The organism is Rathayibacter sp. SW19, from assembly GCF_030866825.1.
GTDB lineage: Bacteria > Actinomycetota > Actinomycetes > Actinomycetales > Microbacteriaceae > Rathayibacter_A > Rathayibacter_A soli.
Map to the genome: position 1 here is coordinate 1148633 of NZ_CP133020.1, position 23259 is coordinate 1171891.

Sequence of the window (23259 nt, forward strand, 5' to 3'; positions counted from 1 at the left end):
GTGACCGTGAGACTGTATGACACCAAGGCCCAGGCCCTGCGTGATTTCACCCCGCTTGTGGATGGCGCGGTGGGCATGTACGTCTGTGGTCCGACGGTGCAGTCCTCCCCGCATATCGGCCACCTGCGCTCCGCCCTTGTCTACGACCAGTTGCGGCGCTGGCTGAACTATCGCGGCTACGACGTCACGCTCGTGCGCAATGTCACGGACATCGATGACAAAATCCTCGTCAACGCCGCCGCCGGGCAGACTTCGGGCAGCAGCGAGCAGTGGTGGGCGCTCGCCTACCGCTACGAGCTCGAGTTCACGGCAGGCTACAACGCTCTCGGCATTCTGCCCCCGACCTATGAGCCGCGCGCGACCGCGAGCATCCCGCAGATGCAGTCGCTGATCGCTCGGCTGATTGATGCCGGGCACGCCTATCCGGCAGCGGATGCCTCCGGTGACGTCTATTTCGACGTCGCCAGCTGGCCGGCCTACGGTGCGCTCACGCATCAGAGCATCGACAAGATGGAGGCTGCGGAAGACGCCGACCCGCGTGCAAAGCGCGATCCGCGGGACTTCGCCCTGTGGAAGGGCCACAAGGCCGACGAACCGGAATCCGCGTCGTGGGCGAGCCCGTGGGGCCCCGGCCGCCCTGGCTGGCACATCGAGTGCTCCGCCATGTCGGCGCAATACCTCGGAGCGCAGTTTGACATCCACGGCGGCGGGCTTGACCTGCGCTTTCCGCATCACGAGAACGAGCTCGCCCAGTCCACTGCGGCCGGCGATTCATTCGCGAACTATTGGGTGCACAACGGGCTCGTCAACATCAACGGTCAGAAGATGTCGAAGTCGCTCGGCAACTCCGTATATGCGGCAGATCTGCTCGGCCAGGCGCATCCGCTCGTCGTGCGGTACTACCTGGGTGCGGCGCACTATCGGTCGACGATCGACTTCCACGACGGATCGCTGGCCGAGGCGGAGGCCGCGCTCGATCGGATCACCGGCTATCTCGAGCGGGTCGAACGGCGCCTGGCAGACACCCGCTTCGCAGGCAGCGGCGCTGAGGTGATTCCGGATGCGTTCGCCACGGCCATGGACGACGATCTCGCCGTTCCGCAGGCGCTTGCCGTGTTGCACGAGGCGGTGCGGGCCGGCAATGCCGCGCTCGACGGCGGGGACCTTTCCGCGGCAGCCACCGTGCGAGGCCAGGTCATCGCCATGAGCGAGATCCTCGGTATCAACCCGCGCGCGGAACACTGGCAAAGAACTGCGGATGCCCCCGCACTCGACGCGCTGGACGCACTCGCCCGCAGGCTGCTGGCCGACAGGCAAGCTGCCAGAGACGCCCGGGATTTCGCTGCAGCAGATCGTATCCGTGACGAATTCGCCGCGGCGGGCATCACCATCGAAGACACCCCGACGGGTGCGCATTGGAGCATTGAATCGTGAAGAACAGTTCGGGCAAGCCCCGCGCCGGCGCCGTGCGCAAATCCAAGAAGGGCGCTCAGGTCGGCTCTGGTGGTCAAGGCCGTCAAGCGCTCGAGGGCAAGAAGCCGACTCCGAAAGCGGAAGATCGGCCATACCATCCCGCTGGAAAGCGTAAGGCTGCCGGCGAACGCTACGAGACGGCATCCGGTGGTCGAGGCAAGCCGAACCGGCGCGGTGACGGTGCGCTGGGGCGTGGTGGAGAGCAGTCGGGCCGCGGCGGCCAGGGCGGTGGTCGAGGCGGCCAGAGTGCCCGCCGCAGTGTCGGCGGTCGAGCGACAGAGGGGCGGGCGCCGCGTGGGCGCGCAAAGGTTGACGACAGTGAGATGGTCACCGGTCGCAATTCCGTGCTTGAGGCCCTGCGGGCGAAGATCCCTGCGACAACGCTCTACCTGGCCGCACGCATCGAAATGGACGATCGCGTGAAGGAGGTGTTGTCGATCGCGACCGGTCGCGGCATCCCGATCCTCGAGGTGATGCGGCCGGAGCTCGATCGGCTCGCGGGGCACGATTCGGTGCACCAGGGGCTGGTGTTGAAGGTGCCACCGTATGAGTACGCGCATCCGCTCGAGGTGCTCGACCTGGTCATCAGTCGCGCCCAGAAACCGCTGTTCGTCGCACTGGACGGCATCACGGACCCGCGCAACCTGGGGGCGATCATCCGTTCGACCGCCGCGTTCGGCGGCCAGTGTGTGATCGTGCCGCAGAGGCGCTCGGTCGGGCTGACGGCGTCGGCCTGGAAAACCTCGGCAGGCGCAGCGGCTCGAACCCCCGTCGCCATGGCACCGAATCTCACCCAGACGTTGAAGTCGCTCAAGGAGCGGGGCATGTTCGTGCTCGGACTCGACGGTGAAGGCGATGTGTCACTGCCCGGGCTCGAGCTGGCCGATCGGCCGGTCGTCGTTGTCGTCGGCAGCGAGGGCAAGGGCCTTTCGCGTTTGGTCACCGAGACCTGCGACGCGATCGTGTCGATCCCGATCAGTGCGACGACCGAGTCGCTCAATGCCGGAATCGCCGCGAGTGTCACCCTTTACGAGATCTCCAAACTGCGCGCCGCCGCCCGTTGAGGAGCGGCCGGGTCTCGATACGCCCGCTCGCTGCGCTCGCGGGCTACTCGACCAGCGAAAAGGTCCGCTGGTCGAGTAGCGGCCGCTAAACCGAGTCGCGCCAGTCGACGGCGTCCGGCAGCAGAATGGCCTCTGTCTCCGGTGCGATCACGGTCGCCTCATCGCGACGGTGACGCAGCACATCATTGATGTAAGAGCTCAGCGCCTCGGCCAGCGGCACGTCGCGGCCCTCGTGCTGTGACATGAACCAGCGGTGTTCCAGCAGTTGGTGAAACACCTCGGCCGGCTCCAGTTTGCCCCGAAGATCGCCCGGAATGGCGCGCACGACCGGTTCGAACACGCGCAGAAGCCATTCGTGGGCCATCGCCTCTTCGTCCAGCCCCTGCTTTCCGAGCGTCGCAGCATAGGAGTCGAGGTCGTTCAGCAGCCGCCGGGCCTGATTCTCACCGGCATCCAATCCGGTCAGGCGCAGCAGACGGCGTTGGTGGTGGCCGGCGTCGACAACCTTCGGCTGGATGCGCACGGTCGTGCCGGTCTCGTCCGTTTTGATGGCCAGTTCCTCGATGTCGAAACCGAGATCGTTCAGGCGCTCCACGCGCCTGCTGATCCGCCAGCGCTCCGACGACGAGAATGACTCGCTGCTGGTCAGCTCCTTCCACAGCGTGCGGTAAGCGGCAACGATCCCACCAGCCACCTCAACGGGGTCGAGGGCTTCGTCCGCTCGCCCTCCCGCCTCGATGTCCATCAGTTCGCCCGCAATGTTGACACGGGCGATCTCCAGATCGTTCTCACGCTGCCCGTTTGAAAGCCCGCCGTCGTAGAGTTGCCCGGTTTCGGCATCCACTAGATAGGCGGCGAACGCGCCGGCGTCACGGCGGAACAGCGTGTTCGACAGTGACACGTCACCCCAGAAGAAGCCGATGACATGCAGACGCACCAACAGAACAGCGAGTGCATCGACGAGGCGGGTTGCCGTGTCGGGGCGCAGAGTCTGCGAGTAGAGGGCGCGGTAGGGGAGCGAGAACTTGAGATGTCGGGTCACGAGCACGGGTTTGAGAGCGTCACCGTCGTCATCCGTTCGGTTGGTGATGACGGCGAGCGGCTCGACGCACGGAATGTCAAGGCGCTGCAGCGTGCGCAGCATGTCGTATTCGCGGCGAGCCATCTCGCCGGTCGTCTCCTTGATCGCGATGACATAGCCGGAGAGGTTTGCGAATCGCACCAGATGCCGGGAAATGCCCTTGGGCAGGATCGCGATGTAGTCGTTCGGCCAGGCGTCGAGCGGCACGTCCCACGGCAGATCGAGGAGTGCGGGATCCACGGTCGCCGCCGTGATGTTCAGGGAGCCAGCCATAGTGAAGAATCTATCGTCTCGTACGACGACGCTGCCGCGGCCCCTGTGGGAGCCGCGGCAGCGTCGTTACTGAATGGGTGGTCGATGCGGTTAGTCGACGACCGCGCCGCCGAGGCGTTCGCCGCCCTCAGCGTTGAAGATGTGCACGTGGCCGGCCTTCGGGCTGATGTAGACGGTGTCGCCCGCGTTCGGGTGCGAACGGCCGTCGACACGGCCGACGAAGTCGGTGCGCTTGCCCTCGATCTCGGAGTGGCCGTACAGGTAGCCGTCTGCGCCGAGCTCCTCAACCAGGTCGACGTTCACGCGGAGGCCGACACCCTCGGACAGCGAGACCACGACGTCCTCCGGGCGAACACCGATCGTGACCTGCTTGCCGGCGTTTGCGAGCACGTCGCGCTCGACAGGCACCACGGCGGAGCCGAACTGCACTCCGCCGTCGACGACATCTGCCGAGATGAGGTTCATCGCAGGGCTGCCGATGAAGCCGGCCACGAAAACGTTCTGAGGCTGCGCGTAGAGGTCGCGCGGGGTTCCGACCTGCTGCAGCACGCCGTCCTTGAGAACAGCGATCCGGTCGCCCATGGTCAGAGCCTCTGTCTGGTCGTGTGTCACGTAGACGGTGGTGACGCCGAGGCGGCGGGTCAGGGACGCGATCTGCGTGCGCGTCTGCACGCGCAGCTTTGCGTCGAGGTTCGACAGCGGCTCATCCATGAGGAAGACCTGCGGGCTACGCACGATCGCGCGGCCCATCGCAACGCGCTGACGCTGACCACCGGAGAGCGCCTTCGGCTTGCGCGCGAGGTAGTCTTCGAGGTCGAGAAGCTTGGCTGCCTCCAGCACGCGTGCGGCGCGCTCCTCCTTCTTGACGCCCGCGATCTTCAACGCGAAGCCCATGTTCTCGGCGACGGTCATGTGCGGGTAAAGCGCATAGTTCTGGAAGACCATGGCGATGTCGCGGTCCTTCGGCGGAACGTCGGTGACGTTGCGCTCGCCGATGAAAATGTTGCCGTCGTTGACCTCTTCGAGGCCGGCGAGCATGCGGAGCGATGTGGACTTGCCGCATCCGGATGGGCCAACGAGAACGAGGAACTCGCCATCGGCGACCTGCAGGTCGAGCTGGTCGACGGCTGGGCGGGTCGAGCCGGGGTAGAGGCGGGTTGCCTTGTCAAAAGTTACTGACGCCATGGTGGTATTACTCCTTCACCGGCAGGTACGTGCCGGACGATCCGTAGTGAATGGATGGTGTGGTCGCCATTGCTAGGGCAACAGCGACCGACTTCATAGTACGACATCGCCGGGGTTGTGCAGAATCGTCAGATGGAGCAGACGCACTGAGCGGGCCCAGGTGCCGCCTGGCCAATTCCCAGAGATCCGTCTTATTATCGTTGGTGCGTTTGCATGGAATTGCGATGCATAACTTTCCCCGTCACCCGAAGTGAGAATCCATGACCAACGCCGGATCCAACGATTCGCGGCCCAGCAAGAACTCGCGTCGTGCAGCTGCACGGGACAAAGCCAGAGTCTTGCGTGAGGCACAAAAGAAGAAGGAGCGTCGCAGGCGCGTCTTCTGGCAAGCCGGAATCGGCGTCGCGATCGTGGCAGTTCTGGCGATCGTGGCCGTGGTGATCGTGAGTTCCATCCACCCGCCGGCGCCGGGGCCGGCGAATATGGCGAGCGACGGCATCCTGATCGGCAAGGGCATGAAGGTGCAGACGACGGCCGCGCTCGGGCCGACCGCCTCGCCGATCGCAAACACGCCGGATCCGACTGGGTCCACCGTGAGCATCGTGACGTATGTCGACTATCTGTGCCCGTTCTGCGGCGAGTTCGAGAAGACGAATTCCGAACAGATCGGCAAGCTTGTCGACAGCGGGGCTGCGACCGTCGAGATTCATCCGGTGCCGCTGCTGGCCAGCCACTCCGCCGGAACGAAGTATTCGCTGCGGGCCACGAACGCGGCGGCTTGCATCGCAAACTACAGCCCGAACTCGTTCTGGGATTTCAACAGTCTGCTGTTCAAGAATCAACCGGCAGAGGGCGGCCCTGGGCTCACAGACGAGCAGCTCAAGTCGTTCGTTCAGCAGGCCGGGGTGTCGCACTATTCGTCGATCTCGACCTGTATGGACGACGGCCGGTTTGACAATTGGGCGCAGGACGCGTTGAACCGGGCGTTGTCCGGCCCGATCGCCAACTCCACCGTGAAGCAGCTGACGGGAACACCGCTCGTGCTCGTGAACGGCAAGCAGTACTCCGGCTCGCTGACCGATCCGGATGAGTTCCGCGCCTTCGTCGTGCAGGCGCAGAGCCAGACGTACTCCACGTCGACGCCGGTGCCGACGTCGACGGCGACTCCCACGCCGACGGCCACACCGTAGTTGCGTGCGGCCGCAGGCGGTGCAGCCGTGCGGTGCCTGCGCCGGGGCGCGCGAACCCCTAAGATTGTCTGACGTGACGGCCGCACGCCTGATCTGCCGGCCTGGCGCAATTGGTAGCGCACCACTCTTGTAAAGTGGGGGTTACGGGTTCGAGTCCCGTGGCCGGCTCTGGATGCCTTGCGAACACTGGGAACGCGGAGCATGTGACCGGGCGTCAAAGCTTCGCAGTCATGATTTAGTCATGATGACTTCGGAGCGCGCAGCTTCTTCAGCGCCTTGCGGCGAGCCTTCTCCACCTTGTTCGCTACCTCATCGAGCCGATCAGGCCACAGGTGGCCATAAGTGTTCAGTGTCTCCGAGGCGTCCTTATGTCCCAGCATCTGCTGCACGAGCTTCACATCAGCACCGGCCGATATCGCCATACTCGCGGCCGTGTGACGGAGCTTGTGCGGCGTCAGCCCGATACCATCGAGCCCGCAACCGAGGACGGCCTTTCGCCACTCGCGGGCACGCCAGTTGTGATCGTGAATGGCACCGCCCGTGCTCGACTGAAAGACGAAGCTCGACGCCGGGCGACCCTCTGTTAGGTCCGCGAGTTCGTCAACAATGAACGGCTGAATAGGGACCACGCGCGACTTGTGCCCTTTCGGGGTATCGAGCTTGCGTTTACCGTCGTTGCCGAGCGTGAACCCTTGCCGGATCGTCGCGCGCTTCGCGGGCAGGTTGAGCTGATCGATCGTCAGGGCAAGCGCTTCGTTGATTCGCAGACCCGAATAGGCGAGCAGGTGGATCAACGCCCGGTTGGATTCGCCACCGACGATCAGGGCGGCATCCGCTAGCGACTCGACTTCCCCATACGTCAGATACACGTGCCCGGCCTTGCTCACAGTCGGTAGCTCGACACCGCGAGCCGGATTGACCGCGAGCCACCCGTTACGCACCGCGTAGCCGAGCACCGAACTTAGAACGGTGTGCAGCCGGGCAATACTGGCCGGGCTCAACTTGCCCCGCTCGACATCGGCGGCGTAGTCGATCAGGTAAGCACGCGGCGCGGTGCCTTGCTGCAACTCGGTAATCCATTGCTCTATCTCGTGCGTCTCGATAGAGCCGATCCGCTGGGCTCCGAACTTCGGGTTTACCCACATGCGTAGATCACGCTCGTAGGTGAACCGGGTTGAGTCCTTCACGCGCTTCTTCGAGTTCAGCCACTGCTCCGCCACGGCGGCAACAGTCTTTCGGCCGTGCTCGATGGAGCGATATGAGCCCGAACGGATGTCGTTTTCAGTCTTCGCGAGGAAGTCTTCAGCGAGCGACTTCGTTCGAAGCGATCGTGAGCGTAGCTTCTTGCTGCCGTCGATCTGCATCTCGTACCAGTCGACGCGCCAGCGTGAGCCTTTGCCATGCTGGGCTGTCTGCACGGTCGTCTTCGCGCCCGTGGTCGAGTCCGTCTCGGATCTCGACCACCGGTCTGTGATCCATGCCCTAGCCACGGTCACGCCAGAATTGAATCACGTCCGAGTGCACGCCGAGCGCCTGAAGCGTGCGCATGGCGGCGTCACGATCCTGCTCGGTCATGGCGGCACCATCGCGCTCCCTGTCGAGGGCTTCGCTGTCGTCCGTGCCGAACTCTTCGCCTCTTAGGCGTCGTTTTTGGGTCAGTGCATAAATGCCGGATTGAAAGTCGCTGAGACGGGATTCGAGTTCTTCGATACGAGCTAACGTCTGCACGATCAGGCGTGCGTCTTGTGAGGCCGGGTTATCCATCAAATCGGGGCGGCGGTTTGTGCTAAGGGTGCTGAGCAGTAGGTGGCGAGCCGGTGTGGTTGCTAGTGGTGCACCCAACGCTGGCAAATCTAGAGGTTCGTCGGGGTTGTGCAGGTCGACCAGAAGTGCGACTAATGGGATATCAAGCGCGTGGGCGATCTCGATCAGCTCAGATGTCGACGGGTCCCGTTTCCGACCGCTCTCGATATTGGCGATTACCGATCGCGTGATCTTCGGGTTGCCGATCTTCGCCGCTAGGTCTTCCGCGCTCATCGCACGGCCTCGGTATTTTTTCACCCTTTGGCCGATCCACGTTGTTCGCTCTGCATCACTCATGACACAAACAATACCGTGAAAATGCCGCAAGGACACAATTCATGTGTATAGTGTTGTCAAGACACAGAGAGGATTTGCCAATGTCAACACGACAAAAAGAATCACCAGTCAAAACGTCAGCCCAGCAGCTTCAGGCACTCAACACGCCGATGCAGGTTTCAGCACACTTGGGAGTGCCGCTCACGACGCTGGCCCACTGGCGCTACGAAAACCGTGGCCCGGCCTTTACCAAGCTCGGCAAGCTCGTCCGCTACCCCAGTGAAGCCGTCGAGGCGTTCGTGGCGGCGAACATGACAACTACGGCGGCGTTCACGTGACCGGCGATGCCCGCGGGTGCGTGGTCCCGTGTTTCGCGGTTATGAAGTCGGCTTGCGGGCATGTGGCCGGGCTCGCGGCGAGTGGCGAGCAGGCGGAGAGCATCGCGGCATCGCTTGGTTCGGGTTGGTTTGCCAGCGAGGGACTGAGTCAGATCGAGCTGGCCGAGTTCAAGGCGGGCGTCTCGTGCGGATCATGTGAGCCGGCCACGAGCGCGGCGGGCGGCGATGTGGCCCCCGGCGTGTCGGCACTGAGAACGGCCGAAGTCGAGTAGCCGCCCGCGGCGCAGCCGCACCCACACAATCAGGCAGATAGGGCACCTAATAAGCCCCCACGATTCACCTGAGAAGCAGTGCAACTCCACAGTGATAATTCTCGATTCCGAGATACGGGGCGGCGTTCGCACCTTGCCGTAAGGCAGGCGCAGCCCCACACCGCAACGAAACGTGCAGGTGCACGGGGCGACGTTGTGAGGACGGCGGATCGGGGAGGAAAACCGCAGCAGTGAGGCGGCATGGAAAGACCATCTATTCAGCGGGCGATGCCCGTTCAAACTGACAAGCGGGTGTGCCCCGCATTACACGAAGGAACGAACTGATGACTGTTACGAATTCGATTCGCGAGACTGTGCAGAGCTGGGAACAGATGGAGGGATGTGACGAAGGCTTCGTCTATCTGGAGGGGCCGCGCACAGGCTGGAGCATGACCGGCGACCGGGCGGCGTTCGCACAGCTTGAGTTCATCCCGCAAGAGTACGGGGGCGAAGGCTTCGGGGTCGCGCTGAACATTCCGGGGTGCGGCACGGATCTTGAGAACGTGCTGACCCTGGCGCTTGACGACGCGAGGGCGCTTGTGCGGGAGTTGTCGGCACTGATCGCTCGGCTGTCAGCGGCAACCGAAACACCGATTAGAAGGATGAACTGATCGTGAATCTCATACCAGCCGCAAGCGAGCTTGACCCGTGCAAAGCGTTCACGTTCTGTAACGGGCATCGACCGACTGAAAGCGGCGTCGACCTCAGGTCGCACGTGGGGCCGTTCATCACGGTGAGATCCGGTGAATCGTTGATCGAGTTCGACATCGCGCACAACGAAGACACCGGCGAGACGGCGTTCGAGTTCGACATCGACATTTGGACGATTGATCCATCCGAACTCGATACGGAGCTTGCCGACATCCGGGCCATATTCGATCAATTCGAGGCCGCGGCACGCGCGTTCGATCTGGAACAGTATCGCCGTCACCCGGAGGTGTCCTCATGAGCGCTATGCCCATGCGCCCGACGTTGCTACGGCAAACGCGGAGCCTGTCAACGTCAGAACGCATCACAGCATTCGTGCGTGGCGAACTGGAGTCCAACGGCTGCACCATCAGCGACCTTGCGAAGATCCTCGACGTGTCGCAACACGGGGCATCCAGGCTCTGGCACGGTCGCCGTAAGCGGAACTACACCGTTCCGGAGTTAGTACGTATCGCCGTCGCGTTCGAGGTCGACCCCTGGGACCTGCTGAAGAGGGTGGTGAGCGTATGAACGCGACCAGCGGACTCGACTCGACTCGGCGCGGCACGCGGCCGTTGAATGACCGGCGACGCCCGCGGCTGATCGCCGCGGGCGGGGTGATGGTCGACGGTGTGACCTTCTCGCCTGAAGAGATCCGCCGCACGATTGCCGGGTTTGTTTCGAAGCGGCGGCGGCAGCGGCGGGCTGCGGGCGACGGCTGGACGCTGACGTATCTCGATGACACGGGGGATACGGCGCGCACAACGTCGATAGCGCCGGGCGCATGACGGGGCAACGATCCGAGCCGGTGGCATCCGAGGACGGACGCGGTGTCGCGGGGGCGGCGTCGCGTTCATCACAATTCACGAAAACGAAGGGCAAATTATGACGACGTTAGTCGAACATGGCACCGGTACGAGCGGTGCAGGGCCAGCACTGAGAGTGCTCCGATTGTTGAGCGGGCTCGATGTCGATGAGGCCGCGCACCGTGCGAGGGTCACCACGGGGTACTTGCACGCAGTGGAGGCGGGGCAAGCCGCGGTCGCGCCGGGGATGATCGCAACCCTGGCGGGCATCATGGCGGAGGCGCTGCGAGACACGGCCGAGGATCGGGGCGTGTACACATCACGGCAGGCGGCACGGCTCTACGGCCTGCACCCGTACAGCATCCTCGCGGCGATCGAGGCGGGGCGTTTGCATGCCGATCGGCAGGGCGGGTTGTTCCGCATCAAGCGTGAGGCGCTGCGGGCATGGAACGGCCGCGAGCGGGGCCGTGTTGCTGACGTGAAGTCGCGGGAGCCGGTGCCGAACGGGCACGATGTCACTCTCAGCGGCGCTCAGCGGCCGTCTGACGCGATAAGACAGGCTGCGGCGCGTCGCACTAGGGAAGAACGCGTGTTCGAAGCGCAGGCGGCTAGCAGTGACGTGAGAGGGGTTCAAGTAATCGAATGACGAAAACTGAAAACCTGACACTGTACATGGTTTATTGGCCGGCCGTGGGAGTGGTGAAGATCGGCGTTGCCGGGCATCTGGCACGGGTGCGACGATTTGCAGCGACGGGCGCGATCGTCGTGATGCTGATCGAGCAGCGTACAACTGCCGATGAGCGGCGTGCGTTGACGCGGATACGTCGACGGTTCGAGCGGGCATTCGTGACGGCCGCGGACAGCATCGAGATCCTGCCGAGTGGCCGCGGGTACAGCGAGTGCTACCGTGCGTCGATCGAGGATCTGCCGACTGTTGTCGCGATGGTGCTGCAGGGGGTGGCGGCTCGTGCGGCGGATTAGAACACTCAAGCCGGAGTTCTTCTCCAGTGAGGATGTCGCGGCGCTGCCGGTCCCGGTTCGTCTGACCTTCGCGGGGCTGTTCTGCTACGCGGACGACTACGGCCGCGCCAATGCGAACGCGGCACTGGTGAAGGCGTCCGTGTGGCCGCTCGATGACGACGTAACGACAGGTGTTGTGGACGAATACTTGTTGACCCTGGCCGAGGGCGGACAGATCAAGTTCTACACCGTTGGGCCACGAACCTACCTGCAAATCGTCAACTGGGCGCGGCATCAGAAGGTGGATCGCCCGAGCAAATCCAACATCCCAGCACCGCCGAACGACGACACTCGCGAGGATCTCGCGAGCCCTCGCGAGCAACTCGTGGGGGAAGGGAGGGGAGAGGGAGAGAGGGAAGAGGGGGAAGGGGAGTACGTGGGAGGTGAGGGAGAGCGCGAGGGTGAGACCGGGGGAGCGCAGGGCAATGAGGGTGCAACACCACAACCTCGCGAGCCAGATGACGAGATGCCTCCTTCACCGTTCTGCCGCTCCCACCCGCAAGGCACCGAGCAGCCGTGCAGGGCATGCGGGAACGCTCGGCAGCGCCACGGCCATTGGGTTGAGATGCGTATGGCTCGGGAGTCGCGCCGCCCGGTGTTCGCAGAATCGGAGAAGGCGGCATGACGGATGCAACGCTTGATATCGGCGCTGTCGACGTGGATGAATTTGCCGAGTTTTGGGCCGCTTATCCGCGGCACAAAGATCGTTTCAGGGCGGTCGCATCGTATCGGCGGGCTCGCCGGATCGCATCACACGATGACCTCCTGGACGGGGCGCGCCGGTACGCAGCGGAGACAGCGGGCCGTGACGTAAGCCAGATCCGTATCGCGACATCGTGGCTGTCCTCCGAGGCATGGGGGCCAGCACGGCAACACGTGACGCCAGCGGCGCGGCAGATAGTGCACGCGCCGCACAGTGGGCGTCGGCACGGCGTGCGGCGGGTCGTCAAGGAGACGCCCAAGCAGAAGTGGTGCAGGCGGCACGGCGTGAGCGTCGAAGAGTTCGACGCCCGCCGCGGGGATCGCGAGTGGATTGATCTGCTCGTGCGCCGCGGCGTATTGGACAACTACGAAGGGATACGAGATGAGCGAGCTTGACGCAGGCAACGTGAGTGACCTGACCGGCCGGATTCGGCAACGGCAGGAGGCTGAGGCTGCGGCACTGACACCGCGTGAACGTCTCGACGTAGCGCGATACGTGGCGCAGCTCTACACGGTGGGTTTCAAGCTGCAGCGGCGAAACGGCGGGTTCGTCTTGATCGCCCCGGTGCTGAGCCCACCGCCGGCTTTCTCGTATCCGGCGACATCGGCGGCGGCTGCGGTCGTGGCGAAAATGGTCGGCAGCGAAAAGCAGCGGGTTGAGCATATCGCGGCGGATGCCGACCGGGCGATGCCTCGAATCGTTGCCGTCGTCGCGGCAGGGTTGGTCGATATCGACGGCGCGGAGCCGCGCGCTATCGATGCCGGGCGGGGCCGGTCGTGGCCGCTGACGTGGGATGTGTGGGCGAGCGTATGCGACGGCTGCGGGTGGCCGATCGACGCCGGGCCGGTCGAGTCGACGCAGGCGGCGCATGCCGTGTGTGGGCAGACGTGAGCGGCGGGCAGTACTCGAACGCGACCGCGTTCTATGCCCACGGTGCCAGCGTCGTCGTGCTGCCTGGCGTGGTGTGTGCGTTTCTGGAGCGGTACTCGAATATCAGCGAGGTCAGAATTCGGGCACGCGGTGCAAACCCTGGTATTTCCGCCGCGTTGGAGGCGGTGCAGCTCGCGGCAATGGCCTGGGCCAGTACCGGAACCGGAACCAAAGTGGAGAAATCGCCGGAACACGGGGCAGACTGGAGGGATACTCTGCTGGGCACGGCTGAGGCGGCGCGGCTACTCGGGATCACCGAGCGGGCCGTGCGGAAGGCGATCGAGCGCGAACGACTGGAAGCCGTCAAGGATGATTCCGGCCGTTGGCAGATCAGCCGCCACGAGCTTGAGCAATACCACCGAGCAGTACGTGCCAAGTCGGCCGTAGCCGCTTGAACCGGGGAAGACCGGATGACCGCCACGCGGTCGATGCCTTCACCGCGCCAAAAATCACGGCCACACGGCCACGGTGCATCACAGCGCCCGAACAGAGGAAACACTTATGACTGACTTCACGAACGCAGCGGCCGACATCAGCCGGCGCGACGCCTGGGAGCGAGCTTCCCGCATCCGTTCCGGGTTCGAAGCGCGAACACTATACGTCAACGCGCTCGCCTCGAACGACCGCCCGCTAGTCGACGCCATTCTGAACGTGGCCGACCGCAATAGCTGGCACGTGACGACACCGCTGGCTCGCGAACTGCAGGCCAAGCGCACGTTTACCGTTCCATCGGCTCAGGCCGGAACGGCCGCGCGGATGATTGAGGCGGTGGACGCGTTGCGGACGACGGCGCAGATCGCACCGCGGAAGCTGCTGGAGATCGCGCCGGCCATTGCCGCTGATCAGACGCTGAGTCGCGACGGCCGCACGGCGAAGATCGCCGCGGAAACCGCAGACCTGAAATCGACGGTAGCCACAATGGCGGGCGAGTACCTGACAACGGCTCAGCAGGCGTTCTCGACCATCGCCGCGGCATCCGATGCGGCCACGCCGCGGATGGGAACCGACATCGAGTCTATGACCCGTGCAAACCAGAAATGGGAGCAGGCGCGAGGTCTGTTGGAATCGGGCCGTAACCTGGTGCAGATCGTCGCACAATCCGACCTTGAGAAGGTGCTCGCGATCCAAGAGTTCGCCCCGTCCTGGCTGGCGGCGCAGGGTACGCCGCCGCGCGGGCTGGAAGCGTTGCTGTGGTCAGAGCCCGATCAGGAAAAGCTTGTCTCCAATCTGGTGTTGGCGCGTTTCATGCAGATCGTGGACGACCCGACAGCCGCGTTGCTGCTGGAGGGCCGCAACGGCGCTTATCGTCTGCAGCAGGCCGAGAACTGGGCCGGCGCGTTGCGGCGCTGGGCTCGTACCAACATTGACGACCACGGGCACGGGTTCCATGCCGCCGCGATCGTCTCGCAAACGCTTCAGGCAAGGATCGAGGACACCGACCCGGCGACAGTGCTCGCCTGGGGCGATCCGCTCGGCAAGACGAACGCCGCGTAACAACCCACCACAGCTAGGCCGGGCTCTCATCGAGAGCCCGGCCTTTTGCGTTCCAGAAGGGACGACATGAGCGACAACAGAACAGTCAAAGTCACACTAAAGGCTGAAGTAGCGGCGTACGTCGCGAACATTGCCCGCAGCGCGGATGCGACGAACAAGCTTGGCAGCGCGGCGGGTACGGCGGGCAGTGACATTGAGCGGGCTATGGCTCAGTCCGAGCGTGCCACGAAGTCGAGTGAGCAGACGTTCACCCGGTGGGGCGCTAAGACGAAGCTCGCTATCGCTGCGGTGGTGCTAGCGGCGGGCGGTCTGTTCGCGGCATTCCTGAATCAGGGGATCGACGCGAACAGTTTCGCGGAGCAAAACCAGATCGCCCTGACGACGATGCTCGGGGATGCGAAGGCGGCTAAGGCTGCACTCGATGACGTGTACGGGCTAGCGGTCGAAACACCGTTTCAGTTCCCAGTACTCACTGAGCAATACAAGACGTTCGTCGCGGCGGGCATGGATGTTCAAAAGATCATCCCTGTCATGCACGCCTATTCGGCTGCGGTCGCGGCGATGGGCGGCGACGGCGCGAAGCTTGAGCAAGTCTCTGATGCGATCTCGAAAATGGCGACGAAGGGCCAGGCTGACGCGCTGCAGCTCAACTCGCTGGCGCTGGCCGGTATCCCGGTTTGGCAGATGCTCGCGGACGAAGCGGGCAAGTCCGTTAGCGCCGTGCAGAAGGATGTCACGGCAGGCCTGTACGACGCCGATCGAGCGATCACGATCATCACGGCGGGCATGGAAGAAAAGTTCGGCGGGATGCTCGCCAACATGGGCGACAGTTACGCCCGTTGGCAAGACAAGACGGCTTCGGCAAGTCGACGCACCGCGCAGGAACTGGCTGCACCGCTGCAGGACGTCGGTAAAGAGATCATGCGCTCGCTCACGAGCGTGTTCAACGCCACCACTGCGGCATTGAAGGGCGTCGACTGGGACCCCGCCATGCAGCCGCTGATGCTGATACCGCGCATCCTGGACGAGATCGCCGCGCAGATCTCCACGGGCGGCGTGCAGAACATCGTGGACGGAATCGGGCACGCACTCGATCTCCTGAGCACGGCGAGCGAGGCCGCGTTTAGGGCGGCTACACCACTCGTGCAGCTACTCTCGCAGGCCGTGCTGGCTGGCGTTCCGGTCCTCGACGTGCTGACGGGTCTGCTGAACGTATTCAACGCATTGCCCGCGCCGATCCAGGGCGCGATTGGTGCGCTTGTTCTGTTCTCAGCGATCCAAAAAACTACTGCCTACCGTGACGCAGCGTTTGACCTGAAGCATATGGCCTGGCAGTTCACCGCCTTGCGGCAAGAGGCGGTCGTGGCCGGGGCGGCGTTGCCAGGTGTGACGGCGGCGCTGGGCGTGACGACATCGGCGGCGAGGTCGGCCGGCTCAGCGTTGCTGGGCGCGTTCGGCGGGCCGGTCGGTCTTGCGGTGGCGGGCGGCATTGCGCTAGTCACGGCGGCGCTCTCGTCTTGGACAGCAGCAACGGACGCGCAAGAGCAGGCGGTCGCCACACTATCGGCCACGCTCGATCAAAACACCGGCGCGATCACTGAAGCCACGGCGCGGACGATCGTGGACGCTCTAGATTCATCGGGTGCGCTGAAAGAAATGGAGTCTCTCGGCATCGCGACAGATGCGGTGGTCGACGGGATTCTGCACGGTGGTGCCGCGTTTGATTCGATCACTGCCGGGCTGAAAAGGTCGATCAAGGAAGCGGACGAACTGAAAAAGCTGTTGCTGCTGGCTCAGCGGTCTGCATCAGAGGCCGAAACGGGCATCCTGGATCGGGGCAGCGCGTCACAGCGTGCACTGGATGCGATCAACACGCAGGCGAAATCATTTTCGAGCAGCCTAGACGACGTGCAGCGTAAGGCGCGCGCGGCCGGGGACGCCGTGAACGCTATCGACGGACCCGTGACCATTGACACGACGCAGGCGGATGCCGCGCTGAAGGATCTCATCAGCTTGGCATCGAAGGCGGCGGCGTCGTTCATCGACCTCGCACCGCAGAAGAAAAAGGCGACGGGCGGCGGTGGCGGCGGCGGTGACAGCGGCGAGTCGGCCGCGGTGAAAGCCGCTAAGGCCGAGTCGGCGGCAGTGAAAAAGTCGGCTGACGCTGACAAGAAAGCCGCTAGCGATCACGAGAAGGCTGCACAGGTCAAAGCCAAGTCGGCTAAGGACGCTGCGGACGCGGCGGAAAAGGCCGCGAACGATGCCGCTGACGCCTATAAGAAGGCGTCGGATGATCTGGACGAATCCACCTTCAGGTGGGTATCGGCGCAGCGGCAACGGCAGGCGATCGAACGCACGCTGGCGGCGGAGACTGACCCGGTCCGTAAGCAGCAGCTCAGTCAAGCTTTGGCTGATGCGGTCGCATATGAGGCGGAGATGTTGAACCGGAAGACGACGGCGGAGACGACGGCGGCGGTAGCGACGGCGACGAACACGGCCGCGCAGGCGAATGCGACGAGCACAACTCAGGCGGCATCCGTTGCTCAGGCCGAGTATGAGGCGGCATCCGCTGCGGCGGCTGCGATGCAAGAGGCGGCGTCGGCACGAATCGAGGCAGCCTCGGAGCGTCTGGCAGCAGCGACGGAGGCGGCAGCCGGCCGCGCGGGCGGCGCAGTGGCAGGCTTCGCAGCAGATGCCACCGAGAGCCTAAGCGAGTACATGGCTCGGCTCAGTGAGCAGATCACCGCACAAGAGAAGTGGCGCGACAACATGATTTTGCTCAGCGGCAAAGTGTCATCAGGCACACTCTCCGCTCTGCTAGATATGGGTGTTGGCGGGGCTGGGCTCGTTGCCGAATTGGTGAGCAGCACAGACGACAAGATGACCGAGTTTAGCGACCTGATGGATAGGGCAACCTCATCCAGTTCGGCAACGCTGATCAGTGGCATGGAAATGCTCTCGACGCTGATACCGGCGATCACGGCGAAGTTCGGCAAGGATGCGTCTGACAACCTGAAACGCGAATTCCTCGACGGCAAGTTGAGTATCGATCAGATCATGACCTCGCTGGGCGCGTCATGGGACGGCAAGCGGCTGACGATGCATGTCGACGCGAACACACAGGCGGCGATCAACTCCGCAGGCGGGCTCGTGAACTGGATCAATCAGCAGCGGGCGACGATCACTGTCAGCGCGCACGATCAAATGGCTATACCGGGCGGCAAGAATATTGCCTTCGCTGAAGGTGGCGCGGTCGACGGTCCAGGGCCAAAAGGCATCGACTCCGTTTACGCCATGCTCGCACCTGGCGAGCACGTGCTTACAGCGTCGGACGTGGTACAGCTCGGCGGTCAGGCCGGTGTCTTCGCGCTACGTCGAGCCCTGCACGATCGTATGCCGCGCTATGCGGATGGTGGCCCGGTCGGCTACTACCCACCGCAGTTCACGGAGACAAGCCACAGGGCATCTGAGGGCGGCTTCACGATCTATCAGAACATCTACTATCCGCAAGCCGAGCCGACATCGGTTCTGACGAACCGAACAATAGCGCGACAAGTTGGCTGACATTGAACGCCGATGAATCACCGGCAGCGGGCGCAGCACTCACAAGCGCGCCCGCGGCCGAGCACGACACCTACCAACGATCGAACACGCAGGGAGCAATACTATGACGACACACACCGACTCGACGCAAGCAACGGAATTCGACCTTGACAGGTGGCTTGACGACATCGAGCCGACGCAGCGGATGCAGACCGTGAACACACGCGGCGATCTGCTCGCCAGCTACGGCCGGCTGCAGGAGCAACGACGGGCAGCGATCGACCAGCTTGAACGGTTGGCGCAGTCATTGCCGGATGGCGGCGAGGATGACGACGCGGGCGCGACGCTGGGCGACTCAGGCGATGACGCAGCCCGCGAGATCTTCGAGCAGCAGAAAGCTGTGATCGAAGATCTGACCGAGCAGGCTAACGCGATCGCGGCCGAGTACGCCAGCCACAGGGCGCGTGTTACGTTCGCAGCGCCGGACAAGTCGACGCGTGCCAGGATCGTCTCGGAGTCGAAACTGGCGGATCACAAGACCGGTACGGCGAACGCGGCGAGCACCGAAGACACAATGCTGAAGCTGATGCGGGCCGCGGTCGTTGAGATCGTGGTTGTCACGGCCGGCCGCGAGATCGCACAGGATCTCGACAAGTGGACTGTAGCCAGGTGGGCGAGGTTCCTTGACCGGATCGGAGACGGGCAATCGCGGCTACTCGCTGACGCGTACCTCGGGCTAGCATCCGGCGCGCTGGCTGACACCGTCGCTGCTGGACACTCGCTGTGATCTCAACCTTAGGCGTGCCGGTCATCACGAATTGACTCTTCCGTCTACCTCTGACCCGGTGTTAACGTAAGCGACCAACAACCCCTCACCAAAGCCCCGTCATCGTCGTTGCGATGGTGGCGGGGTCGCTTCTTGTTGTGCCACATTTTGGGGTAGCGAGATGTCGAATGTTGAGGAATAATCGAGGACCAACCAATAGTTGGTCGAGACGTGACCCGAACACGCCAGGCCCGACCCTGACCGATGGGGGAAAGATTGGTCAGGGTCGAGCCTCCCCTAGTGACGTTGGCAGTTCGGCGCAACCCGAATGCGGCCGACAGCCAACGACCTGAGCGTACGCCCAGCCGATAACGACGGTCTGTACCCCGTTATGAGGGCACCCGAGCACGGCGCGCTGCTCCCAGGCATGCGGCGCGCCGTGCTCAATAGCGACAGCGCTACACAACTCGGTTACGTAACTTAGTTACACAACAGAGTTACAGTGCAGCAACGGGCGGACACGGGCCACGGCCACCCTGCACCGCATCGACGGCAGGCACGGGCTGGGTGACGACACGACCCCGCTCGGACGGGGGCAGCCCACTGGGCAGCCGTTCCCCTCGGGCAACGCAGGCAGTCGAGCACGCACACGGCGCGGGTGGGCAGCACTGCAGCGGATCAACACCAGATGCTAGCTAGCTTGGCGAGCACCACGCATGCGTCCACGGGGACAACACCGATTCGCTGATGATGATCCGCAGCCCGAGGGGACACCCGACCCCGTACCCCTGGCCCCATGCCCACCATGTCGACCACGAGCACGACACAGCGACGCGCACACGACCACGCAGCACGGGAGCCAACGCACACGCTGACGACTCTCACGACCTCGCAGCGACTGGGGGCATAGCGGCAATCTGCAGCGTGCAGGCACGGAGTACCCCGGACCCCTCCACACCCGTACCCCCGTCCCCGCCGCTCGTGCTGACCGTGTGTAGGGGATGACAACACGAGCGCTGTGCAACTCGACGGCCACACCGTGCCCCAAGGGCACACCCATCAGCGGGTATCGAGACGACGGCTGAAGCTGTGTCGAACCTGAGCACACGCTGTGAGGGGTGGGGGGTGACCCCTTGACCAAAGGTCGCGGAACCCCGCCGGGGAGCAGCCCTCTCTCTCCCCACGAAAATATGGGGGAGTTTTTCGGGGGAGCCGAGTTCGAACGGGCCGGATCGCCCGAGTTCGCAATCGTTCCCGCGATATCGGGGCATTTCGCGAGCGTCGATATTGTGTCACATCTTGTATCAAGTCCGTCATGTTCGTGTCGATCGTTCCGCCCGAGCGGCGAACATATGTACTCAGGGAGCCACCGTGGGGTGGTGGGCGCGTCGAAATGATGTACGGATGCAGCGACCTCGGCACGGGCAGGAAAACGCGTTAGGCGAGCGCTGGGCGTTCCATTCGCATCAGGGCATCACTGAGCAGTCGATCCGCCACGGCCTGCGAAATCCGCGAGCCCGCGCCGTCGAGTATGGCGGCAAACAACGATAGGAAGAATTCATGACCGGTTGTATTGACTGCTCGGCTGAGTTGCGAGCGCAGCGCATCGGCAGGCGGCGGCTACGCTGCGACGCCTGCATACGCGCCTACAAGAACTCATCGCGCCGTGCGATGCGACGCGGCGAGGTCGTCCGTCGTTGCCGTGGCGGCTGCGGCGCTGACATGACAGGGAAAGCAAGCATCGCCTTCTGTGCAGTGTGCGGACCGATCGAGCGCGACGAGCTGCACCGGATCGCGGCACGCAACCGCACACGAGCACGACGAGCGGCGGCGCAGTCATGATTTAGTCAAGATGACTAGAGAATCATGACCGATCTGGACAAATCTGTAACGTAGTTGGATTAGTCAATGATCCGCGTAATCACGGGCCAAAACGGTCTAAACGATGGTTAGGCGATCTAGGCAAAACATGGGCTAAAGCAAGTGGGGGTTACGGGTTCGAGTCCCGTGGCCGGCTCTGGATGCCTTGCGAACACTGGGAACGCGGATCGCGTATCGCGGATTCCGGCGCACCAGCGCGAGGGCTTTGATGAGGCGTTCTTGGATCCGTGGATCGGGTTTTCTAAGCTCTGTCGCGGCTGCACGACTACACGAACAATGTCACCGATCGCGCATTCGCATCGGCTTCCTGCCAGGTGATCTTCAACGCGATGACGGATGCACCGACCAGGGATTTCTCGATGACGAACGGCATGCTTGCCCCGGGTTCCAAGGCGACGGGCAGGGCGAGGTCGACGTGCAGAGCGTTTCGCTGGCCGTCGCTGACGTCGTCCAGGGCGAGCACCCGTGCGGCATGAGCGGTTGACCGGTTGACCAAGCGGTACCTCCTGCCAGCACGCTCAACGCCCCACGTGACCGGAAAGTAGGGAGTGCTGGCGTTCGCCACCGTCTCGCCTCTGTTACCGAGTTCGGTGGGCGCGGTGGCCGACTGCGCGGCTGATTCCGCCTCGGGGCGCTGGGCTTGCTCGTTGTAGGTGCCGCTCAGGACCTCACCGGTTTTCTTGTTCCGGAGTGACTGTATCCAAGCAAGCACGGCAACGATTGCTGAGGCGCTGCCGCCGATCGCTCCGACCCAGCCTGGAATCGCCACGCCCCAGAGGTCTGTCATGTCGGTGCGATCTCCGGCTCACGCGGCGTCAGTGCCATAGCTGCATGTTAGCCGCCGGTCACGCGGGGCGACGGTTGCGCTGCGCCGCGGGTGTCGCGTGTGTTGCGAGCGTTGCGTGTGTCGGGCGGATGGCGAAGTCGTCGAGATTGCCGGTCACGCTTCGCACGCGGCTGTCTGCGTCGGCGATGATTGCGTCCGCGGCGGCCAGACTCACGTTGTCGAGTGTGATCGTGGCGGCGCCTTGGAGCCGGTGGCCGACCCAGCGCAGTTGCACCCGTTCGACGCCCCGCACCCCCGGTGTGTCGGCCAGGGCGTGCTCGATTTTGTGCACCAGTTCGGGCTCGATTCCGTCCATCAGGCGGCGGCCGATGCTGCGCACGGTGCCCCAGAGCAGCGCGACGATCGCGAACGAGATGAGCAGGCCCACGATCGGATCAGCGAGCGGGAATCCGAGCATCGCACCGAACGCCCCCAGCACCACCGCGAGCGAGGTGAAGCCGTCGATGCGGGCGTGCACGCCGTCTGCGACGAGCGCGGCCGACCCGATCTTCTGCCCAACGCGGATGCGATAGATCGCGACCGCTTCATTCCCTGCGAACCCGATGAAACCGGCTGCGACGACCCACCATAGGTTGTGCAGCGGGTGCGGGTTGATGAACCGGTCGATCGACTGCCAGGCCGCGACGATCGCGGACAATGCCACGACCGCAATGATGAACAGTCCGGCCAAGTCTTCGGCACGGCCGTAGCCATAGGTATAGCGGCGCGTTGCGACCCGCCGACCGAGGATGAACGCGATCCACAGCGGCACCGCAGTCAGCGCGTCGGAGAAGTTGTGTACCGTGTCGGCCAGCAGGGCGACCGAACCGCTGAGCAGCACAACAGCGAACTGCAGGATCGTCGTTCCCAGCAGGATGAACAGGCTGATTTTCAGCGCCCGCACACCTTCCCGGCTCGCCTCAAGCGCGTCATCGATCGAGTCGGCTGCGTCATGCGAATGCGGCACGAACAGGTTGTAGAAGAAACCCCTCAGTCCCGTCGGATGACTGTGGCCGTGGCCGTGGTCATGCCCGTGGTGGTTGTCATGCCCGTGGTTGTGCTCGTGGTCGTGGTCGTGGTCGTGTTCGTGGTCATGACCATGCCCGTGGTCGTGCTCGTGTTCGTGCTCATGACCATGCCCGTGCCCATGCCCGTGCCCGCGATCATGGTCGCTGCGTGTGTGTGCTGTGCTCACGCGCTCACACCATCCGTCTCGGCCTGTGCGTGGTGGTGCCGCGGGATGCCGCCGAGCGCGTGCTCGGCCTGGAAAATCGCATCCGTGACGAGTTGACGGGCGTGTTCGTTCGCCAGCCGATAGAAGACGCGCGTGCCGTCCTGCCGGGTCGTGACGATCCGAGCGAGGCGAAGCTTCGCCAGATGCTGCGAAACGGATGCCGGCGACTTCTCGAGAATGTCGGCCAGAAGATTGACCGACAGCTCTTGATCACGCAGGGCGAGGATGATGCGCACCCGCGTCGCATCCGCCAGCATGCCGAAGACCTCGACCGCCAACTCGACGTATTGACTGTCGGGGAGCCGCCCGCATATCTCGTTATCTGCATCCATACGCAGATTATTGCATTAACGGGCCCCGCACGACAGTGCGCGC

At 63.8% G+C, this 23259-nt stretch carries 26 protein-coding genes and 1 tRNA gene; 19 read left to right on the forward strand and 8 right to left on the reverse strand.

Going from position 1 to position 23259, the window contains the following annotated elements; genetic code table 11:
- Complete coding sequence (gene cysS / locus QU604_RS05235; RefSeq protein WP_308467755.1) at positions 1-1434, forward strand: cysteine--tRNA ligase; 1434 nt, start codon at positions 1-3, stop codon at positions 1432-1434.
- Positions 1431-2537 carry a 23S rRNA (guanosine(2251)-2'-O)-methyltransferase RlmB gene (gene rlmB / locus QU604_RS05240; RefSeq protein ID WP_308467757.1) on the forward strand — a complete coding sequence of 369 codons (1107 nt, stop codon included), beginning with the start codon at positions 1431-1433 and terminating at the stop codon, positions 2535-2537. The genes cysS and rlmB overlap by 4 nt, the downstream gene beginning before the upstream one ends.
- 85 nt (positions 2538-2622) lie before the next feature.
- On the opposite strand, the gene QU604_RS05245 is transcribed toward rlmB, so the two are convergent.
- Both QU604_RS05245 and QU604_RS05250 read right to left on the reverse strand, forming a co-directional pair.
- The gene (locus tag QU604_RS05245; RefSeq protein ID WP_308467760.1) at positions 2623-3891 is read right to left on the reverse strand and encodes a DUF4032 domain-containing protein; all 1269 of its coding nucleotides are present in this window, start codon (positions 3889-3891) and stop codon (positions 2623-2625) included.
- Between the two features lie 90 nt (positions 3892-3981).
- Positions 3982-5076, reverse strand: a complete 1095-nt coding sequence (locus QU604_RS05250) for an ABC transporter ATP-binding protein (protein WP_308467762.1) — start codon at positions 5074-5076, stop codon at positions 3982-3984.
- Between the two features lie 260 nt (positions 5077-5336).
- Here QU604_RS05250 and QU604_RS05255 point away from each other — a divergent pair, with 260 nt between their 5' ends.
- Together QU604_RS05255 and QU604_RS05260 are read left to right on the forward strand one after the other, a co-directional pair.
- Positions 5337-6266, forward strand: a complete 930-nt coding sequence (locus QU604_RS05255; RefSeq protein WP_308467764.1) for a DsbA family protein — start codon at positions 5337-5339, stop codon at positions 6264-6266.
- 95 nt (positions 6267-6361) lie between these two features.
- Positions 6362-6434, forward strand: a tRNA-Thr gene (locus QU604_RS05260).
- Positions 6435-6505: 71 nt separating this feature from the next.
- On the opposite strand, the gene QU604_RS05265 is transcribed toward QU604_RS05260, so the two are convergent.
- Both QU604_RS05265 and QU604_RS05270 read right to left on the reverse strand, forming a co-directional pair.
- Positions 6506-7762: a tyrosine-type recombinase/integrase gene (locus tag QU604_RS05265; protein WP_308467765.1), complete on the reverse strand. Its 1257-nt coding sequence runs from the start codon at positions 7760-7762 to the stop codon at positions 6506-6508.
- A complete protein-coding gene (locus QU604_RS05270) occupies positions 7749-8366 on the reverse strand; it encodes a helix-turn-helix transcriptional regulator (RefSeq protein ID WP_308467766.1) in 618 nt (205 codons plus the stop codon). The genes QU604_RS05265 and QU604_RS05270 overlap by 14 nt, the downstream gene beginning before the upstream one ends.
- A gap of 80 nt (positions 8367-8446) precedes the next feature.
- On the opposite strand from QU604_RS05270, the gene QU604_RS05275 reads away from it, so the two are divergent.
- From QU604_RS05275 to QU604_RS05345, 15 genes are all read left to right on the forward strand, one after another.
- Positions 8447-8683, forward strand: a complete 237-nt coding sequence (locus QU604_RS05275) for a helix-turn-helix transcriptional regulator (protein ID WP_308467767.1) — start codon at positions 8447-8449, stop codon at positions 8681-8683.
- Positions 8680-8955 (forward strand): hypothetical protein, encoded by a 276-nt coding sequence (locus tag QU604_RS05280; protein WP_308467768.1) that lies wholly within the window; start codon positions 8680-8682, stop codon positions 8953-8955. Before QU604_RS05275 ends, QU604_RS05280 begins: the two co-directional genes overlap by 4 nt.
- 323 nt (positions 8956-9278) lie before the next feature.
- Positions 9279-9605: a hypothetical protein gene (locus tag QU604_RS05285; RefSeq protein WP_308467769.1), complete on the forward strand. Its 327-nt coding sequence runs from the start codon at positions 9279-9281 to the stop codon at positions 9603-9605.
- A 2-nt stretch (positions 9606-9607) separates the two neighbouring features.
- Positions 9608-9943, forward strand: coding sequence for a hypothetical protein (locus tag QU604_RS05290; RefSeq protein WP_308467770.1), 336 nt, complete (start codon positions 9608-9610; stop codon positions 9941-9943).
- Positions 9940-10212, forward strand: coding sequence for a helix-turn-helix domain-containing protein (locus tag QU604_RS05295; protein WP_308467771.1), 273 nt, complete (start codon positions 9940-9942; stop codon positions 10210-10212). Before QU604_RS05290 ends, QU604_RS05295 begins: the two co-directional genes overlap by 4 nt.
- The gene (locus QU604_RS05300; protein ID WP_308467772.1) at positions 10209-10469 is read left to right on the forward strand and encodes a hypothetical protein; all 261 of its coding nucleotides are present in this window, start codon (positions 10209-10211) and stop codon (positions 10467-10469) included. The genes QU604_RS05295 and QU604_RS05300 overlap by 4 nt, the downstream gene beginning before the upstream one ends.
- Before the next feature lie 97 nt (positions 10470-10566).
- Positions 10567-11133 carry a helix-turn-helix domain-containing protein gene (locus QU604_RS05305; RefSeq protein WP_308467773.1) on the forward strand — a complete coding sequence of 189 codons (567 nt, stop codon included), beginning with the start codon at positions 10567-10569 and terminating at the stop codon, positions 11131-11133.
- The gene (locus QU604_RS05310; protein WP_308467774.1) at positions 11130-11468 is read left to right on the forward strand and encodes a hypothetical protein; all 339 of its coding nucleotides are present in this window, start codon (positions 11130-11132) and stop codon (positions 11466-11468) included. Before QU604_RS05305 ends, QU604_RS05310 begins: the two co-directional genes overlap by 4 nt.
- On the forward strand, positions 11455-12132 hold the full coding sequence (locus QU604_RS05315; protein WP_308467775.1) for a hypothetical protein: 678 nt from the start codon (positions 11455-11457) through the stop codon (positions 12130-12132). Before QU604_RS05310 ends, QU604_RS05315 begins: the two co-directional genes overlap by 14 nt.
- On the forward strand, positions 12129-12605 hold the full coding sequence (locus QU604_RS05320; protein WP_308467776.1) for a hypothetical protein: 477 nt from the start codon (positions 12129-12131) through the stop codon (positions 12603-12605). Before QU604_RS05315 ends, QU604_RS05320 begins: the two co-directional genes overlap by 4 nt.
- Entirely contained in the window at positions 12592-13101 is a 510-nt protein-coding gene (locus tag QU604_RS05325; protein ID WP_308467777.1) for a hypothetical protein, read from the forward strand. The genes QU604_RS05320 and QU604_RS05325 overlap by 14 nt, the downstream gene beginning before the upstream one ends.
- Positions 13098-13535, forward strand: coding sequence for a helix-turn-helix domain-containing protein (locus QU604_RS05330; RefSeq protein WP_308467778.1), 438 nt, complete (start codon positions 13098-13100; stop codon positions 13533-13535). The genes QU604_RS05325 and QU604_RS05330 overlap by 4 nt, the downstream gene beginning before the upstream one ends.
- A gap of 106 nt (positions 13536-13641) precedes the next feature.
- On the forward strand, positions 13642-14634 hold the full coding sequence (locus tag QU604_RS05335) for a hypothetical protein (RefSeq protein WP_308467779.1): 993 nt from the start codon (positions 13642-13644) through the stop codon (positions 14632-14634).
- Between the two features lie 66 nt (positions 14635-14700).
- Complete coding sequence (locus QU604_RS05340) at positions 14701-18198, forward strand: tape measure protein (protein WP_308467780.1); 3498 nt, start codon at positions 14701-14703, stop codon at positions 18196-18198.
- Between the two features lie 103 nt (positions 18199-18301).
- Positions 18302-18964, forward strand: a complete 663-nt coding sequence (locus QU604_RS05345) for a hypothetical protein (RefSeq protein WP_308467781.1) — start codon at positions 18302-18304, stop codon at positions 18962-18964.
- Positions 18965-21089: 2125 nt separating this feature from the next.
- Here the strand turns inward: QU604_RS05345 and QU604_RS05350 are convergent.
- From QU604_RS05350 to QU604_RS05365, 4 genes are read right to left on the reverse strand one after another with little or no spacing between them, the layout of a single operon-like run.
- Positions 21090-21611 carry a hypothetical protein gene (locus tag QU604_RS05350; RefSeq protein WP_308467782.1) on the reverse strand — a complete coding sequence of 174 codons (522 nt, stop codon included), beginning with the start codon at positions 21609-21611 and terminating at the stop codon, positions 21090-21092.
- 58 nt (positions 21612-21669) lie between these two features.
- The gene (locus QU604_RS05355; protein WP_409349998.1) at positions 21670-22617 is read right to left on the reverse strand and encodes a cation diffusion facilitator family transporter; all 948 of its coding nucleotides are present in this window, start codon (positions 22615-22617) and stop codon (positions 21670-21672) included.
- Between the two features lie 23 nt (positions 22618-22640).
- Positions 22641-22817, reverse strand: coding sequence for a hypothetical protein (locus tag QU604_RS05360; protein WP_308469026.1), 177 nt, complete (start codon positions 22815-22817; stop codon positions 22641-22643).
- Between the two features lie 24 nt (positions 22818-22841).
- Positions 22842-23216, reverse strand: coding sequence for an ArsR/SmtB family transcription factor (locus QU604_RS05365; protein WP_308467783.1), 375 nt, complete (start codon positions 23214-23216; stop codon positions 22842-22844).
- Positions 23217-23259 lie beyond the last annotated feature (43 nt).

Bases quoted from the DNA above. Each gene is read 5' to 3' on its own strand.
- QU604_RS05320 (WP_308467776.1), top strand. From the start codon at position 12,129: ATGACGGATGCAACGCTTGATATCGGCGCTGTCGACGTGGATGAATTT.
- QU604_RS05340 (WP_308467780.1), top strand. From the start codon at position 14,701: ATGAGCGACAACAGAACAGTCAAAGTCACACTAAAGGCTGAAGTAGCG.
- QU604_RS05310 (WP_308467774.1), top strand. From the start codon at position 11,130: ATGACGAAAACTGAAAACCTGACACTGTACATGGTTTATTGGCCGGCC.
- QU604_RS05335 (WP_308467779.1), top strand. From the start codon at position 13,642: ATGACTGACTTCACGAACGCAGCGGCCGACATCAGCCGGCGCGACGCC.
- QU604_RS05270 (WP_308467766.1), bottom strand. From the start codon at position 8,366: ATGAGTGATGCAGAGCGAACAACGTGGATCGGCCAAAGGGTGAAAAAA.
- QU604_RS05250 (WP_308467762.1), bottom strand. From the start codon at position 5,076: ATGGCGTCAGTAACTTTTGACAAGGCAACCCGCCTCTACCCCGGCTCG.
- QU604_RS05285 (WP_308467769.1), top strand. From the start codon at position 9,279: ATGACTGTTACGAATTCGATTCGCGAGACTGTGCAGAGCTGGGAACAG.
- QU604_RS05245 (WP_308467760.1), bottom strand. From the start codon at position 3,891: ATGGCTGGCTCCCTGAACATCACGGCGGCGACCGTGGATCCCGCACTC.
- QU604_RS05295 (WP_308467771.1), top strand. From the start codon at position 9,940: ATGAGCGCTATGCCCATGCGCCCGACGTTGCTACGGCAAACGCGGAGC.
- QU604_RS05255 (WP_308467764.1), top strand. From the start codon at position 5,337: ATGACCAACGCCGGATCCAACGATTCGCGGCCCAGCAAGAACTCGCGT.
- QU604_RS05325 (WP_308467777.1), top strand. From the start codon at position 12,592: ATGAGCGAGCTTGACGCAGGCAACGTGAGTGACCTGACCGGCCGGATT.
- QU604_RS05365 (WP_308467783.1), bottom strand. From the start codon at position 23,216: ATGGATGCAGATAACGAGATATGCGGGCGGCTCCCCGACAGTCAATAC.
- QU604_RS05300 (WP_308467772.1), top strand. From the start codon at position 10,209: ATGAACGCGACCAGCGGACTCGACTCGACTCGGCGCGGCACGCGGCCG.
- QU604_RS05345 (WP_308467781.1), top strand. From the start codon at position 18,302: ATGACGACACACACCGACTCGACGCAAGCAACGGAATTCGACCTTGAC.
- QU604_RS05360 (WP_308469026.1), bottom strand. From the start codon at position 22,817: ATGATCGCGGGCACGGGCATGGGCACGGGCATGGTCATGAGCACGAAC.
- QU604_RS05350 (WP_308467782.1), bottom strand. From the start codon at position 21,611: ATGACAGACCTCTGGGGCGTGGCGATTCCAGGCTGGGTCGGAGCGATC.
- QU604_RS05305 (WP_308467773.1), top strand. From the start codon at position 10,567: ATGACGACGTTAGTCGAACATGGCACCGGTACGAGCGGTGCAGGGCCA.
- QU604_RS05275 (WP_308467767.1), top strand. From the start codon at position 8,447: ATGTCAACACGACAAAAAGAATCACCAGTCAAAACGTCAGCCCAGCAG.